The following is a 15,219-nucleotide window of genomic DNA, read 5'->3' as shown; positions in this document are numbered from 1 at the left end:
TTTTCCCGCCGCAGCAGGCGTCCCCAACAGCAGTTGTTGCCCAGCAGCAACAGCAAAGGCGGCCCGCCAACAGGCGAGCCGCCTTTGCGACACGAATAATGGTTCGGTTCTAGCCGAACAAGCTCCAGAGTCCCCAGTCATCCACGCGCCAGCTTATCCAGCCATTTTCTCGCTGCAAGCTGATCAAGATCGACTCGGTCTGACCATTGTCTGGCTTGAGAGCAAGGCAGCTGAAAGTTTCGCCGACAAGCAGTGGCGGGGTGCTCGGGCAGTCGAGTTGGATGTTTGCGCCAAGCGTTGACGCCTGCGCCTCGACCGTCTGTTCGATCTGGGTGCTAAACGTCTGCGGGAGCAGTGAAATGACAAGACCCGGAAGCACAATCATGCCGACCACCAGCGCCAGGATCGTTCCCGACCAGGCAGCGATCGGGGCGATACCCTTACCGGTTTCACGCATCGTTCGGAGTCCGCGAATAACCAAGTAGACGGGAGCAGTAAGCAACGCCCAGGCTGCGCTAGCCGGACGTTCGTGGCCCCACACCTGCAGGAGCAAGTTGTCGTAGGCCGCGAGACCAAGCACCACAACGTAGGGCGCGATCCACACGACGAGCAGCAACGGCAAGTTGCTGCCCAAGTTTGTAAAAGCAACCAAGAATACGCTGGTCAGCAACTGCACGATCGGCAGCAGGGCGATGAGCCAGACAGCCGGGTTATAGGTGCGGTGCTGGCGAATTTCTCGCTGCGGGGCTTCTTCTTCTTGCGCGTACGAGCTCAGAGTGGATGCACCAGGCATCGTGTTCGCGTGGGCTGTTGCAGATTTGGGCAAAAGCTGAGGCTCGTCGGCCTCTTTCGTTTCGTCCATCGGCGGCTCAAGCTCACGCAAAGTCATCGCGAGAAGCGGCTGGGCACTCAGCTCGTCGCGAACTGCGGCAGTCTCTGGCTCCGGCTCGCGACGCGTCTCGGCGAAGACGGTGTCTCCACCGTCATTGCGCTCACGATCCCGCTGGTCGCGACGGGTGGGAAGCTCGTCGATGTCGTCGTCATAGTCATCGTCGGCGAAGGCGAGCTTGGTAGCTGGTTGCACGACGATGGGGGCACGAGCGTCTGAGGTGTGCTCAGTCCACGCTTGGGCATCCCACCAGCGAAGCTGGGGCAAACCAAGAGGGTCTGGGTACCATCCCGCTGGCACACCGAAACTGTTGTCTTCCACGTTGAACAGAGTAACCGTCGAAGACGAGGGATAGAAAGCCCTTTCTACAACAATCATGCTTGGCCTTAGCTGCATGTAACCCGAAAGAGTGCCGAAAAAGGGCTTAAACCGCCCGGATCAGGTCATTTGTCCCCTGAACTGGGACATCACCCTCGAATTGCCCTAAACAGAAAAGGTCACCGCCTCAGCGGCGAACGGGGCGCTGGGTTAGGAAAGGGTGAGGGCTTCCAAGATGTCGTCGGGGGACGCTTGCATTGTGTGAGGGCCGGCCACATCGAACCAAATGGACTCAATGACTCCACGATTGGTCTCGAGGAACCCCTGCAGTTCAGCGGCCTGGTAGGTCACGACTTGGTGGTCGTCTTCCTCGGGCAGCATCGCGACATAGGTCTCAACGGAGGAAAAGAGCAACAGCATGTACTTGTCAGCCTCGCCGCGTCTAAACACCCGCACTTGGGCTTCGCCATCGTCACCGTCGCTCAGCATCGGCACAACGACGCGGTCGTTGCGCAGCGCGAGAGCTACCGCAACCGGATCGCCAGTCTCGAGTGCCTGAGCGAGCATGGGCGAGCTGAATTCGGCGCTCTGCGCCGACGAGGATGAAGATTCCATGACCGATCCTGGTTAGTTCAACAAGAACTGTTGTGTGGTCTCCGCAGCAAGAGAGCCGATCGAGACCTCGAGGTGGTAGCTCGAGCCATCAGCGGTGACCACCGGACGATCGGACTCGCAGGTATCTGTCGCTGAACGAGTACGATCCCAGACGATCCACGGGGACTGCTTAGGCACGCCCGGCTCTAGCTCGACGGTGGCCGGCTCGGCCGCTGACTGGCAGTGCTTCGAGTTCCAGATCTCATCACTGCCGCTGGTAATAACAAACTCTTGAATGTCGCTGCCTGCTTCGATGACGCAGGGCTCGGTCATCGTGCTCTTGACCGAGAACGCCAACTGTGGATTTTGGCCCGCATCGTAACTTGTGGAATCAGTGACTGCTTCAAGCGTGAGCTTGGCGGGGTCACACACTGTTGCACCGCTCGAGTCGGTGGCTGCGGGAGCGCTCGTCTCGGTGGCCGGAGCATCGACGGGGGCCGTCGCGGTCGGATCCGTTGACGCCTTGGGGCCGAAGACGATCAATAAGATGATCGTGATCACGGCAATGACACCGAGCCCGACGATCAAGCGTCGGCGCCAGTAGACGCTGCTTGACTGCGGGCCGACCGGATTCCGAAACGTCGACATACCGTAAGGCTAAGCGTCTCGGGCCTCTAAAGACGCTTCAGCATGCGCGTGTTGCCGAGGGTATTAGGTTTCACACGAGAAAGATCGAGGAATTCGGCCACTCCTTCATCGGGTGAGAGCGAAAGCTGAGCAAATACAGCAGGATCGACAAGCTCTTCCTTGACAGGCTCAAAGCCGTTGCGCGCGAAGAAGTCGGTCTCAAAGGTGAGGCAGAACAAGCGCTCAAGGCCGAGAGCGTGCGCATCCTGTTCGATCTGGGCAAGCAGTGCGTGCCCAACACCTTTGCCAAGCCAATCGGATGACACCGCCAGCGTTCGCACTTCGGCTAAGTCGTGCCACATGACGTGCAGCGCACCGCACCCGATGACGTGGCCGTCAGGGGTTACGGCAACCCGAAATTCCTGCACTGCCTCGTAGAAGACGACGAGGTCTTTGCCGAGCAGGATGCGCTCGTTGACAAGGGGCTCAATGAGGCCCTGAATTGCCCGCACGTCGGCAGTAATCGCCGATCGTATGCTGAATGTGGTCACGCGCTAACGGTACCGCTTAACGACGAAGTGGCCGGGCCGACACCTCTCGGTGCGGCCCAGCCACGTGTCGTTGCGGTGAGGCTTAGGCCTCCACCTCAGCTGGTTCCTTTTCGGGGAGTCCAGGCTGGCGGCTAGTGGTAAATACGAACACGCTGTCAACAAAGTCAACGTGCACGTGGTCGCCGGCGTTGAGTTCGCCGTGCAGGATCTTCTCACTCAGGGCGTCTTCAACTTCGTGCTGCACTGCGCGGCGGAGCGGTCGTGCACCGAGAGTGGGGTCGAACCCGACTTCGATGAGACGCTCCTTGGCGGGAACAGTGAGCTCGACGGTGAGGTCGCGATCCATCATGCGCTCGGAGAGTCGCTTGATGAAGAGGTCGACGATCTGAAGCAGTTCTGGCTTGCTCAGCTGCGGGAAGACGATGGTCTCGTCAACACGGTTGAGGAACTCAGGCTTGAAGTGCTTCTTGAGCTCTTCAACAACCTTGCCGCGCATGCGGTCGTAGCTTGTTGCCGAGTCACCCTCCACCTGGAAGCCCATCGGGCCAGCGGTGATGTCCTTGGTACCAAGGTTGGTGGTCATGATGATGACGGTGTTCTTGAAGTCGATCACGCGACCCTGGCCGTCGGTCAAGCGGCCCTCTTCGAGGATCTGCAAGAGCGAGTTGAAGATGTCGGGGTGAGCCTTCTCGATCTCGTCGAACAGCACAACACTGAATGGCTTGCGGCGCACCTTCTCGGTGAGCTGGCCGCCCTCTTCGAATCCAACGAATCCGGGAGGGGCACCGAACAGGCGCGAAACGGTGTGCTTCTCGCCGTACTCACTCATGTCGAGCGAGATCATGGCCGACTCGTCGTCGAACAGGAACTCAGCAAGAGCCTTAGCGAGCTCGGTCTTACCTACACCGGTGGGGCCAGCGAAGATGAACGAACCACTGGGGCGGTTGGGGTCCTTGAGGCCAGCACGGGTGCGGCGGATGGTTTTGGAGAGAACCGAGATGGCTTCCTCTTGACCAATGACGCGCATGTGGAGTGCTTTCTCCATGAAGATGAGTCGGCTGGACTCTTCTTCAGTGAGCTTGAAGACGGGGATGCCGGTTGCTGCTGCCAGAACTTCGGCAATCAGACCCTCATCCACGATTCCACTCGCGCCAACGTCGCCGGACTTCCACTGCTTCTCGAGACGAAGACGCTCGCCGAGGAGCTTCTTCTCTTCGTCGCGCAGGCTTGCAGCCTTCTCGAAGTCTTGGTCTTCGATTGCGCCCTCTTTTTGGCCACGGACTTCGGCGATCTTGTCGTCGAATTCACGCAGCTCAGGGGGCGCGGAAAGGATGGACAGACGCAGACGTGCGCCCGCTTCATCCAGAAGGTCGATTGCCTTGTCTGGCAGGAACCGGTCAGACACATAACGGTCGGCGAGGTTCGCTGCAGCAACAATGGCGCCGTCAGTGATGGACACCTTGTGGAAGGACTCGTAGCGGTCGCGGAGCCCCTTCAGGATGTTGATGGTGTGCGGAAGGTTAGGTTCGTGAACCTGAACCGACTGGAAGCGACGCTCAAGCGCGGCATCCTTCTCGAAGTGCTTGCGGTACTCGTCGAGAGTCGTTGCACCGATCGTCTGGAGCTCACCGCGAGCAAGCAGTGGCTTGAGGATAGAGGCAGCGTCGATTGCACCCTCAGCGGCACCAGCACCAACGAGGGTGTGGATTTCGTCAATGAAGACGATGATGTCGCCGCGAGTGCGGATCTCCTTTGTAACCTTCTTGAGGCGCTCTTCGAAGTCACCGCGGTAGCGGCTACCAGCGATGAGCGAACCGAGGTCGAGCGAGTAGAGCTGCTTGTCTTTCAGAGTCTCGGGTACGTCACCGTTAACGATGGCGATCGCGAGTCCCTCGACAACAGCGGTCTTACCCACGCCAGGCTCACCGATAAGGACGGGGTTGTTCTTGCTGCGGCGGGAGAGGATCTGCATGACGCGTTCCATCTCCTTCTCGCGGCCGATTACGGGGTCGAGCTTGCCGTCGCGAGCCGCCTGAGTGAGGTTGCGGCCGAACTGGTCAAGAACCTGCGAACCCTTATCGGGAGTCGCATCGTTGCCGCCAACAGCGACAGCCTCTTTGCCTTGGAAGCTTCCGAGGAGCTGGATGACCTGCTGGCGAACCTTGTTGAGGTCAGCGCCGAGCTTGACAAGAACCTGAGCGGCAACGCCTTCACCCTCGCGGATGAGACCCAACAGGATGTGCTCGGTGCCGATGTAGTTGTGGCCAAGCTGCAGCGCTTCACGCAGGCTCAGCTCAAGTACCTTCTTGGCACGCGGCGTGAAGGGGATGTGACCGGTCGGCTGCTGCTGACCCTGGCCAATAATGTCTTGCACTTGCTCGCGCACAGAGTCGAGTGAAATGCCCAAAGACTCAAGCGCCTTTGCGGCAACACCTTCACCCTCATGGATGAGGCCAAGCAAAATGTGCTCTGTGCCGATGTAGTTGTGGTTGAGCATCTTGGCCTCTTCTTGGGCCAAGACGACTACACGACGGGCGCGGTCGGTAAATCTCTCAAACATCTCTTCACTCCTTTGATACCGCTACGAATTCGGTACCGATGTAAAGAGACTAACCAGAGAAATCGCGAAATAGTCCGCTGTTCGCCCTAGGCGTGACTGTGCTGGGCTACTGCTCAGGGATGCACACGCCGGGCGCAGCGCCGGTCAGGAATTGTGCGCCGCTCGCGAGCACCGTGTCGAAGAGTTTCCGATCATCGCCCGAGACCGCTACGGTGCCTTCGCACGTGGAGGTGTGCAGCTGAAACTGCTGATCGCCGGCTGCGTATCGAAAATTAAGATTCGCCAATTCTGCCGCACGGACCGCGGCACCTAGAGCGGCATCCCAATCAGATTCACGATATTCGCTGTGAGTGATCACAATCTCGACGGTGGTCGGCGCTTCGAAGAACGGCGTGCTCCACATCAACTGCACGCCTTCGGGATACTCGAATTCTGGCTCAGGGTTCTCTGGTAGTTGTGAATAGTCGACGAGGGGAATGGTGGCGCGAATCTCGTCGAGCAACTCAACGGCCTGCGCTGATGGCAGGGTCGGATACGACCGCATTCCAGACAATTCCCACATGGTGGGGTTCTTGGTCTCATCATGTACCGCCGCGAGCGCATCAAAGTTGTCGATAACGCCCTCGGCAGTGGAGACGCCATCGACACCATCCGGCGCCATGAACGTTCGCAGGTACGTGCCGGTAACGTATCCCTCGGTCAACGACATCGACAGCGCGGTGCCGACCGTTTTTTCGATAGCGCGCCAGTAGTCAAAGTCCTCGGCAAATTGTTCGTCGGAGTAGGCGAAGAAGCTGCGGGTCAGCACGCTGTGTGCGTTCCCGGCGATTCGAAGCGTGAGCAGTGGCACCGTCTCCGCCAGCTCAACGCTCGAGAAGGCCTCATAGGTTATGGTTGCGATTTTCCAGGCTTGCTCTTTTGTGGATGCCGCCCCCACGGTCACCTGCAGGTGAACTTCGTCTCCCGCCGGGCCGTCAGCGGAGAAGTCGGATGACGCAGACTCGACACCCTCGATGCCTTCGAGCGCGGAGACCACGCTCGCGACCTTTCGCTGCTTCTCTGCGTCGGAGGCAACTATTCCCCACACTTGACCCGCGTCGCCGACGAAGGAACAGCCGCCGAGCGCGACTGCGAGAAGAGCGGAGGTCACGACGACAGAAGAGAGCCGCCTAGGAAGTTTCATGATTCAAACTTACTTCTGACGCGGCGAGAGGGCTTGCCCCAATACGGGTCGCTGAATTAGAACTTCGGGAGGCAGAGACCTGGCGCAGCATCGGGTGATAGCGGAGCCCCCGCGTCGCGAACCGCCTCGAAGAATTTCTCATCGTCACTTGTTGTCGCGACGTTCCCTTCACAGGCAGAGGTGAGAAGGCGAAACTGACTATTGCCAGCGATGTACTGGACGCTGACATCTGATTCTGCGCTTGCCCTGATCGCAACATCGATGGCGGCACGCCAGTCAGGCTCACGGAACTGGGCACGATTGATGCTGACTTCTGTTGCCGGCAGCACTCCGTCGGGCGGGGCCCAATACACGACAACGCCCTCGAGTGACTCGCCGCCTGCCGCCGAGAGGAGCCCCTCCGCTGAATTGCCGTTCAGAGGAATGATCGTGCGGATGTCGTCGATAAGGGTAACGACGTCAGCCGGCGGCAGCGTGTGGGTGGATTGGAATCCGTTTACCGCCCAGATTGTGTATGACTTGTCGACGTTGACATCGGGGACCGCGGCGAGCCCATCAAAGTTCTCAACGAAGCGATCCATCGTGTCGTTGGCAGCGACCTCAGGGGGCGATGAAAGCGAGCGCATATAGCGGTCGTCACCTTGAGGGCTCAGTGACAGCTCCATCCGTAGCTCAGCGCCAATTGCCTCTTGGACCGCTCGCCAGTACGAAAAGTTGCTGGCGACCGCGTCGTCGGAGAGGTCAAAATTTCTCTGCTCGAAGGTTCCATTGCGGGCACCGTCGGTACGCAGGGTCAGAATTATTGGCACCGTTGCTAGCTCGTTGCGATCAAAGCTGTTTCGCAGGGTCGCGGCAATCACCCTCACGCTGGCATCGGACACGACGGGGCTCACCGTGACGTCGAGAGAGATTTCGTCTCCCCACACGTCGCCTGTGGTGGCGCTCGACGATACCGACTCAACTCCGCCGATCAACCTGACCGCATTTGCGGTGTCGCTGAACGCCCGCTGCTGAACGGGATCGAGCTGGCTGACACCCGCGTTGCTTGACGTGCTGTCGAAGAGGGTGCAGGCGCCAAGAGTGAGGGTCAGAACGGCAGCGCTCGCCATCGCAACGAACATTCGTTGACCAAAATTCATAATTCAACCGTACGTCGTGTTGACTCCTGAGGAGAATCGTTTGGCGTGCAATTTCCGCATCACACGGCGTGCTCGCCACTTGCGCACCCCATCGATAAACGTTACCTTAACGATTATCGATAGGATCGAAAAACGTGAGGAAGCTCGACATGAAGAAATCACCGCACACGGCCAAGCGTCTCGAAGTTCTTGACGGACGCGGGCTCCGTGCAATCACTTTCGGCGCGCTCCTCGTCGGAATCGCGAGCTTCATCCTGCTGATAGCTCGGTCGGTGCACCTGCTCACCGCCAACGAAATTACTGTTGACGGACTTGGAATCGCAAACTCCCGCTCCCCAGAATTCGCCGACGGAATTGCCGCCATCAGCAAAGCTGAGTACGAGTCCGTGTCGCTGGTGATCGAAGGTCTCCCGGCCGGAATCCGCGTGCTCCTGGTGTCGCAGGAGACCGCAGGCGCGATGCTCGGCATTGGGCTCTCTCTCATTGTGTTTGTGCTCGGCACAAAACTCCTCAAGAAGCGGCCCTTTGCCCGCTCCGCCACGTGGTCAGCCCTTACAGCGAGCGTGCTCGTGATGGCAGTCGGAATGTTGTTGCCCCTGCTTCAGGGCATCACGAACGCGGAAATCATCCAGTTTCTGGGAGATGCCGTGCTCGCACGTGGCGACAGCGGTATCGGCGAAGAAGGCTTGCTTATCTTTGGCGTACTTATCGAATTCTCTCCCCTCGCCTGGGGTCTCGCCCTCGGCGTCGTCGCCGCCGCGTTCGAATTCGGCGAGCGCCTGCAGCGCGACACCGACGGCCTCGTCTGATGGCGCCCGCGGAAGAGAACGAAGCCACCGGCATCCACTGTCGGCTCGATGAACTTCTCGAGCAACGAGGGATGACGCTCACGCTGCTGAGCGAAATTGTGGGCGTGAGCGTCGTGAACCTGTCGGTGTTGAAGAACGACCGTGCTCGCGCCATCCGCTTCTCGACGCTGTTTGCGGTGTGCGCTGCGCTGGAGTGCGAGGTCGGAGAGCTGCTCGTCACGGTGCAGTCGCCGGGGTCCGAAATTGCTCAGAGTGAAAGTTAATAATTCTGTAACGTTATAGATCGGCACTTTGGCCATAAGGTGTCGTTATGCAGGCCGCATCGGAAGACTCCGCCACCCTTGACGAACTCACGCGCGCGCTCGACCTCCACATGCTGCGCATCTTGGTGGCGATCCAAGGTACCGGTAGCGTTTCGGCCGCCGCCCGAAGGCTCGGCTTCAGTCAGCCGGCCATTACTCAGCAACTCAAGCGCAGTGAAGCTCGCCTCAATATCGCGCTCGTCGCTCGCACCCCGCGCGGCATGGAGCTCACCGAAGCTGGCGCCCTCCTAGCTCGCCATGCTCCCCGCATCGATGCCGCCATAACCGCAGCGGCTAGCGACCTGACCGCCCACCTCGGCCTCGACCGCGGAGCGGTTCGCCTCGCAGCCTTCCCCGCCGCCGTCGCCAGCATCATCGCGCCACTACTGTCGCGTCTTGATCGCGAGTTTCCGGGCATCCACGTCGAATTCAGCGAGGCAGAACCGGATGCCGCCCTCGGCGCTGTTGCCGACGGCAGCGCCGACATTGCCCTCGATTATCGCTACGCGAGCGATCACACGATCACCTCAAGCTCGCACACCAGCGCCGACGGACTACGTTCGCGCTTCCTGCTCTCGGAGAACGTGCTCGCGATTGTTCCCCGCGCGGTTGCCGAGAAACTCGGAACGACAGCCAGCGTCGCAGCCCTCCTCCCCTCTACTTGGATCGGCGGCCCGGCAACCTGCACCGAGCAACTCGTTGCTGTCGCGACCGCTCTGGGCGAGAAACCCACCCTGCGGCATGACGTCACCAAAACTGACGCGGCACTCGCGCTCGTGGCATCCGGAATCGGCGTGACGTTCCTCTCGGAACTCGCGATCGCCACCACGACCCTGCCCGAGAGTGTCGTCGCTCTCGAGCTGCAGCCCAAACTTCGTCGACGCATCTATGCGACAACGCTCGACGACTCGGCCGACACCCCCAGCATCGCCGTAGCCCTCCGGCTGCTCGCCATGCGCGAGGTGGCCCGGAAAACCAGCAGTGATCGCGCGGCACTGTCACAGCACTCGCATCTCCAACGCGCGAAATTTTCATCCGCACCCTTCACTCCTCCTGTAACGCTCACCGAAAGGCACGAACTTCGCATGAGATCGACTAACTCCACCCTGGTAAAGGGGGCTCGGGCGTCCACCGTCGCCGTCGCCGCCTCGGCACTGCTACTCGCTGGCTGTGCCACCTCGAACACTCCCACCGGCGACGGCAACATTGACACCATCACGGTTGCCCTGCCCGGATCGCTCTCGAGCCTGTATGTTGGCGCCGAGAGCGGCATTCTGAACTACTACATCGCCTCCATCGCTCAGGAAGGTCTCGTCTCGATCGATGCCGATGGCGCCCTGCAGCCCGGTCTTGCCGAATCGTGGGAGCAGCCGGATGACGTGACCTACGTCTACGAACTGCGCGAGGATGCGATGTTCCAAGACGGCACCCCGGTGACCGCCGACGACGTTGTCTTCAGTTTGGAGCAAGCCCGCGACGAAACCAGCTCCCCCGGCCTCTCCTACTACTTGGGTGGCGTTGACACCGTCGAAAAGACTGGCGACCTCGAAGTCACCGTGACCCTCTCGGCACCCGATGCAGCCTTCGCCGCCAACATGAGCACCGGTGGTGCCGCCTTCATCACGTCGCAGAAGTTCTGGGAAGAGAACAACGGCGAAGTGGGCACCAGCAGCGCACTGCTCCTGGGCTCGGGGCCGTACAAGGTCACTGAGTTCGTGCCCGACTCGCACGTGAACTTCGAACGCGTCGACACCTGGTGGGGTGACCTTCCCGAGGTGAAAAACATCAACGTGAAGTTCATTCCGGATGAGGGCACTCGCCTTCTTGCCGCCCAGTCTGGCGATATTGATGTTGCCTTCAACGTGCCGCTCGCGCAGTCGACCCAGTGGGAAGACCTCGACAACATGCGTGTTGACTATGTCAATGACCTCTCCTATGTCGGCATGTACTTCAACACCGCGCTGGAGCCGTTCACCGACCCGAAGGTGCGCGAAGCCTTCGCCCACAGCGTTGACCGCACCACGATCGTCGACAAACTGCTGCGCGGCCACGGTGAAGTAGCCACCGCCATCGCGACGCCCGAATCCCTCGGAAGCGTCTACAGCGCCGACGATGCCCGCGACCTGCTGGCGAGCATCCCGCAGTATGACTTCGACCTCGATGCGGCGGCCGCAGCACTGGCAGCCTCTGACCACCCGGATGGCTTCGAGACCGACATGCTCTTCCCTTCCACGGGGCCGCAGCTCGGAACCGCAGCACAGTCGCTCGCCGAGAACCTCTCCAAGATCGGCGTCACGCTGAACGTGCGCGAAGTTCCGATCGAGGAATGGCTCGCGAGCCTCGAGCAAGACAGCAGCTACGGCGTTGGCCTCATGTGGTACTTCTCCACTCTTGGCGACCCCGCTGAAGTCTCGACCTACATGCTCGGTGACTACAACATCTCGAACTATGAGAACCCCGAAGTGCTCTCATTGTTTGCCCGCGTTGGCGCCGAGACTGACCCGGCTGCCCGCATCGACCTCCTCATCGAGGCCGAGACGCTGCAGGCAGAAGACGTCATCAGCGTTCCACTCTGGTGGGGACAATCCGCAACCGCGTTCTCGAAGAACATCGACATGAGCAGCTACAGCTCATTCGCGTTCATCTCGTCGTGGCCGACCCTGCTCACTCCCGCTGGATAGCAGTGACAACCACCCCGATTGCACGCGCATCACAAGCTCGGTCCCTGGGCCGCATGCTTGTGGTGCGCGTGCTCGGCACCATCGGCATCCTGCTGGTGCTCTCCATCATCGTGTTCTCGATGTTGCATCTCGCCCCCGGCGACATCGTCAAGAACCTGCTCGGCAACCGGGCATCATCGCCAGAAGCCATTGCTGCCATCCGCGCGCAATACAACCTCGATCAGCCGCTCTATATGCAGTACCTGATCTGGTTGGGCAACACCCTCACCGGTGACTTTGGGCAGTCCATCCGCCTGCAAGATTCGGTGTCGAATGTGATTGGCTCCCGCCTCGGCATCACCGCCGCGCTTAGCGGGCTCGCGTTTGTGCTCGCCCTCGTTGTCGCCGTTCCGCTCGGCGTTCAGAGCGCGGTGCGCTCCGGCAGCTGGATCGACCGCTTCGCAACGGGTTTCGGCATCGTCGGCCTCAGCGCCCCCACCTTCGCCGTCGGTCTTCTCCTGCTCTACGTCTTCGCGTTCTACCTGCCGATCTTTCCCGTTTATGGCGCGGGCGAGGGCGGACTCGACACCCTGTGGCACCTCGTGCTGCCCGCCATCACTCTGGCGCTCGGACTCGGCGCGATCATCCTCAAACTCACGCGAACGGCAATGCTGCGAGAACTTGAAAGCGACTACGTAACCTTTGGTCGCGCGCGAGGCTTGCCCGACCGCCAAGTTCACCTGATCGCCCTGCGCAACGCCGCCATCCCGATCGTCACCGGCGCGAGCCTCGTGCTGACCTTCCTGGTCGGCGGCACCGTTCTGGCCGAAACCACGTTCGCTCTGCCCGGACTCGGCACTCTGCTGCAAGGGTCCGTTCTGTTCAAGGACATCGCCGTCGTGCAAGCACTCACCCTGCTTGTCGCCGTGACGATTGCGACAATCGCTCTACTGGCTGACCTCGCGTACGTCTTTCTCGATCCCCGCATCCGCGCTAAGGAGGGTGCACAGTGACCAGCACCGAAGCTATCGTCTTAGCGAAACTTCCCCGGTCGCGCCGCCGGCATCCGGTGGCCGTGTGGTTGTCACTCGCGTTACTCGGCGCTGTCGCCTTTTTGGTGCTCTTCGGCAACCTCATTGCCCCGGATGCCACCGCCCAGTCGATTCTCGATTCGCTCCTGCCACCGGGCAGCCCCGGCCACCTTCTCGGCACCGACGAACTCGGCCGTGACGTGCTTGCTCTGACGATCGCGGGAGCGGCATCCGCCCTCGTTGGTCCGGTGTGTGTTGCCCTCGGGTCGATGGTTCTCGGCATTCTGCTCGGCACGGTGTCTGGTTATCTTCGTGGGCCGATCGACTTCATTATTGGACGCTGGACTGACCTGCTGTTCTCGCTACCGCTGCTGCTGGCCGCGATTGTGGTCGCTGGCGTCTTCGGCGCTGGCTACTGGATGACCGTGCTGCTGTTGATCCTGCTGTTCTCGCCCTCGGACATCCGCATTGTGCGCGCCGGGGTCATGGAGCAGGCCGCGCGCCCCTTCGTGGAGGCGGCCCAAATGCTGTCGCTGTCGAAGGCGCGAATCATGTTCACACAAGTGCTGCCGAATGTCTGGTCGCTCATCATCACGAACTCGATGCTCAACGTGGCCTTCGCGCTCGTGGCGTTCTCGTCGCTGTCATTTTTGGGCGTCGGCGTTGCTCCGGGTACGGCCGACTGGGGGCGCCAGCTCACCGACGGTCGCGCCATCATGATCGACAACCCGGCCGCGGTTCTTGTGCCGGCGCTACTCATCATCGGCGTCGCTTCGGCCGCAAACCTCGTTGGTGACTGGCTCGGCCAAAACCTGACCAGAACGGGGCGCTCATGACCGACACCGACGTTGCGAACACCGCTGCCGCGAACTCCGCTGCTGCAGACAGCCGTAGCCCTAATGCGACCGCCCAAGTGTCCGTCGCGGGGCTGACGATCGATGGTCCAGCTGGCGTGGTTGTCGCGCCCTTCGACTTCTCCATCGCGCCGGGCGAAACCCTCGCCCTCATCGGCGAATCGGGCTCGGGCAAGACCCTCTCAGCCAAAGCCATCGCCGGACTCTTGCCTGCCGGCTTCAGCGCGCGCGGCACCATTGCGCTGTCGAGTGCCACAATCGAGCTGCCGTCAACGGATGCCGTGTGGCGAGCCACTCGGGGCCGCCGAATTTCGCTCCTGCTGCAAGACCCTTTCACGAGCTTGAGCCCCGTACACCGCTGCGGCGCCCAGATCGGGATGACGATCGATGCGGCCGCCGGCCGTCGCCTCAGCCGCGACGAGCGCACCGCCCTGATCACCCAGAGCCTTGCCGAAGTGAACCTGCCCGCAGATGTCGCCCGCGCCTACCCGCACGAACTGTCCGGCGGAATGCGCCAACGGGTTGCGATCGCTGCGGCCCTCGCCACCGACCCAGAACTGCTCATTGCTGACGAGCCAACCACGGCTCTCGACGCGAGCAACCAGGGCGAGATTCTCGACCTGCTTCGCGGCCTGCAAGAAAAGCGCGGCATGGCTGCCCTGCTCATTTCGCACGACCTCGGCATGGTGCGCGGGCGTGCGGAGCACGTGCTCGTGATGCGCCACGGCGAGATCGTTGAGCGCGGTGTCACGAGCTCCGTGCTCAATGCGCCAAGCCATCCGTACACTCGGGCGCTGATCGACGCCGACCCCTCGCTCACCGATCGCTCGGCTCGGGTCGTGCGGGCGGCGTCCGGCGCTGGCGCTCGCGACGCGGCTGCTGCTGCTGCTGCTAGCGCCGAAGGTGCCGGTGTTACGCCCAACAGCACGACCGGTGACCTCGTTGTCGCGACCGACATCACCAAGAGTTTTGGCGACAAAAGCGTGCTGCACGAAGTGAGCGTCACGGTGGGCCGGGGCGAAACTGTGGGCATCGTCGGCGAGAGCGGTTCGGGCAAGACCACCATCGCGCGCTGCATTGCCGGCCTCGAACACGAAACTAGCGGTGTGATCGAGTTCGATGGTGTTGCCCTGGCTCCGGGCCGCGCCACACGCACGCCCAAGCAAATGCAGATCGTGTTCCAAGATCCGTACTCCTCGCTCAACCCGATGATCAGTGTCGGGCGGTCGCTGAAGTTGGCGCTGCGGGTGGCTGGTCGCCCGGCATCCGACCTGAACGGCCTGCTGCAGTTGGTGGAACTGCCCACCGACTTTGCGAGCAAACGCCCCGCGGAACTCTCGGGTGGCCAACGCCAGCGAGTCGCAATTGCCCGCGCACTGGCGGTTCAGCCGCAGTTGCTGATCTGCGACGAATCGGTCTCGGCGCTCGATGTTTCGGTGCAAAAACAGATTCTCGACCTGCTCGCGAAACTCCGCTTCGAACTCGGTCTCTCGATCCTGTTCATCTCGCACGACCTTGCCGTGGTGCGTCAGCTCGCCGACCGCGTCTACGTGCTGCGCCACGGTGACGTTGTCGAGTCTGGCCTGTGCCACGACGTGCTCAACGCCCCGACTCATCCCTACACTCAGGCGCTCGTTGCGGCGTCGATTCACGAAGCACCCACTCACTGAGCTCGGCGCCAGAAGCGCCCAACCTCGCCCCG

13 protein-coding genes are annotated in these 15,219 nt (G+C 61.2%); 6 read left to right on the top strand and 7 right to left on the bottom strand.

All coding sequences use genetic code 11. The features are described 5' to 3' along the window. Nucleotides 1–109: 109 nt before the first annotated feature. From FFT87_RS04405 to FFT87_RS04375, 7 genes are all read right to left on the bottom strand, one after another. Entirely contained in the window at nt 110–1,210 is a 1,101-nt protein-coding gene (locus tag FFT87_RS04405; RefSeq protein ID WP_219950141.1) for a DUF2510 domain-containing protein, read from the bottom strand. Between the two features lie 207 nt (nt 1,211–1,417). Continuing rightward, complete coding sequence (locus tag FFT87_RS04400; protein ID WP_219950140.1) at nt 1,418–1,822, bottom strand: SseB family protein; 405 nt, start codon at nt 1,820–1,822, stop codon at nt 1,418–1,420. A 12-nt stretch (nt 1,823–1,834) separates the two neighbouring features. Further along, nucleotides 1,835–2,449: a hypothetical protein gene (locus FFT87_RS04395; protein ID WP_255560054.1), complete on the bottom strand. Its 615-nt coding sequence runs from the start codon at nt 2,447–2,449 to the stop codon at nt 1,835–1,837. Nucleotides 2,450–2,475: 26 nt separating this feature from the next. Further along, a complete protein-coding gene (locus FFT87_RS04390) occupies nt 2,476–2,979 on the bottom strand; it encodes an amino-acid N-acetyltransferase (protein ID WP_219950139.1) in 504 nt (167 codons plus the stop codon). An 82-nt stretch (nt 2,980–3,061) separates the two neighbouring features. Next, nucleotides 3,062–5,539 carry an ATP-dependent Clp protease ATP-binding subunit gene (locus tag FFT87_RS04385; protein WP_219950138.1) on the bottom strand — a complete coding sequence of 826 codons (2,478 nt, stop codon included), beginning with the start codon at nt 5,537–5,539 and terminating at the stop codon, nt 3,062–3,064. A gap of 106 nt (nt 5,540–5,645) precedes the next feature. Beyond that, complete coding sequence (locus tag FFT87_RS04380; protein WP_219950137.1) at nt 5,646–6,722, bottom strand: hypothetical protein; 1,077 nt, start codon at nt 6,720–6,722, stop codon at nt 5,646–5,648. Between the two features lie 56 nt (nt 6,723–6,778). Continuing rightward, nucleotides 6,779–7,861, bottom strand: a complete 1,083-nt coding sequence (locus FFT87_RS04375) for a hypothetical protein (protein ID WP_219950136.1) — start codon at nt 7,859–7,861, stop codon at nt 6,779–6,781. 149 nt (nt 7,862–8,010) lie between these two features. Here FFT87_RS04375 and FFT87_RS04370 point away from each other — a divergent pair, with 149 nt between their 5' ends. From FFT87_RS04370 to FFT87_RS04345, 6 genes are read left to right on the top strand one after another with little or no spacing between them, the layout of a single operon-like run. Beyond that, the gene (locus tag FFT87_RS04370) at nt 8,011–8,670 is read left to right on the top strand and encodes a hypothetical protein (RefSeq protein ID WP_219950135.1); all 660 of its coding nucleotides are present in this window, start codon (nt 8,011–8,013) and stop codon (nt 8,668–8,670) included. Then, nucleotides 8,670–8,933 carry a helix-turn-helix transcriptional regulator gene (locus FFT87_RS04365; RefSeq protein WP_219950134.1) on the top strand — a complete coding sequence of 88 codons (264 nt, stop codon included), beginning with the start codon at nt 8,670–8,672 and terminating at the stop codon, nt 8,931–8,933. Before FFT87_RS04370 ends, FFT87_RS04365 begins: the two co-directional genes overlap by 1 nt. Before the next feature lie 47 nt (nt 8,934–8,980). After that, nucleotides 8,981–11,653, top strand: a complete 2,673-nt coding sequence (locus FFT87_RS04360; protein WP_219950133.1) for an ABC transporter substrate-binding protein — start codon at nt 8,981–8,983, stop codon at nt 11,651–11,653. 2 nt (nt 11,654–11,655) lie between these two features. Further along, complete coding sequence (locus FFT87_RS04355; RefSeq protein ID WP_219950132.1) at nt 11,656–12,645, top strand: ABC transporter permease; 990 nt, start codon at nt 11,656–11,658, stop codon at nt 12,643–12,645. Beyond that, nucleotides 12,642–13,499: an ABC transporter permease gene (locus FFT87_RS04350; protein WP_219950131.1), complete on the top strand. Its 858-nt coding sequence runs from the start codon at nt 12,642–12,644 to the stop codon at nt 13,497–13,499. The genes FFT87_RS04355 and FFT87_RS04350 overlap by 4 nt, the downstream gene beginning before the upstream one ends. Then, nucleotides 13,496–15,187: an ABC transporter ATP-binding protein gene (locus tag FFT87_RS04345; RefSeq protein WP_255560053.1), complete on the top strand. Its 1,692-nt coding sequence runs from the start codon at nt 13,496–13,498 to the stop codon at nt 15,185–15,187. The genes FFT87_RS04350 and FFT87_RS04345 overlap by 4 nt, the downstream gene beginning before the upstream one ends. The last annotated feature ends 32 nt before the right edge of the window (nt 15,188–15,219 follow it).

The sequence above is a fragment of the Salinibacterium sp. M195 genome, assembly GCF_019443965.1.
GTDB lineage: Bacteria > Actinomycetota > Actinomycetes > Actinomycetales > Microbacteriaceae > Rhodoglobus.
Note: the sequence above shows the minus strand (reverse complement) of the source record. Positions and strands in the feature narration are given on the sequence as shown.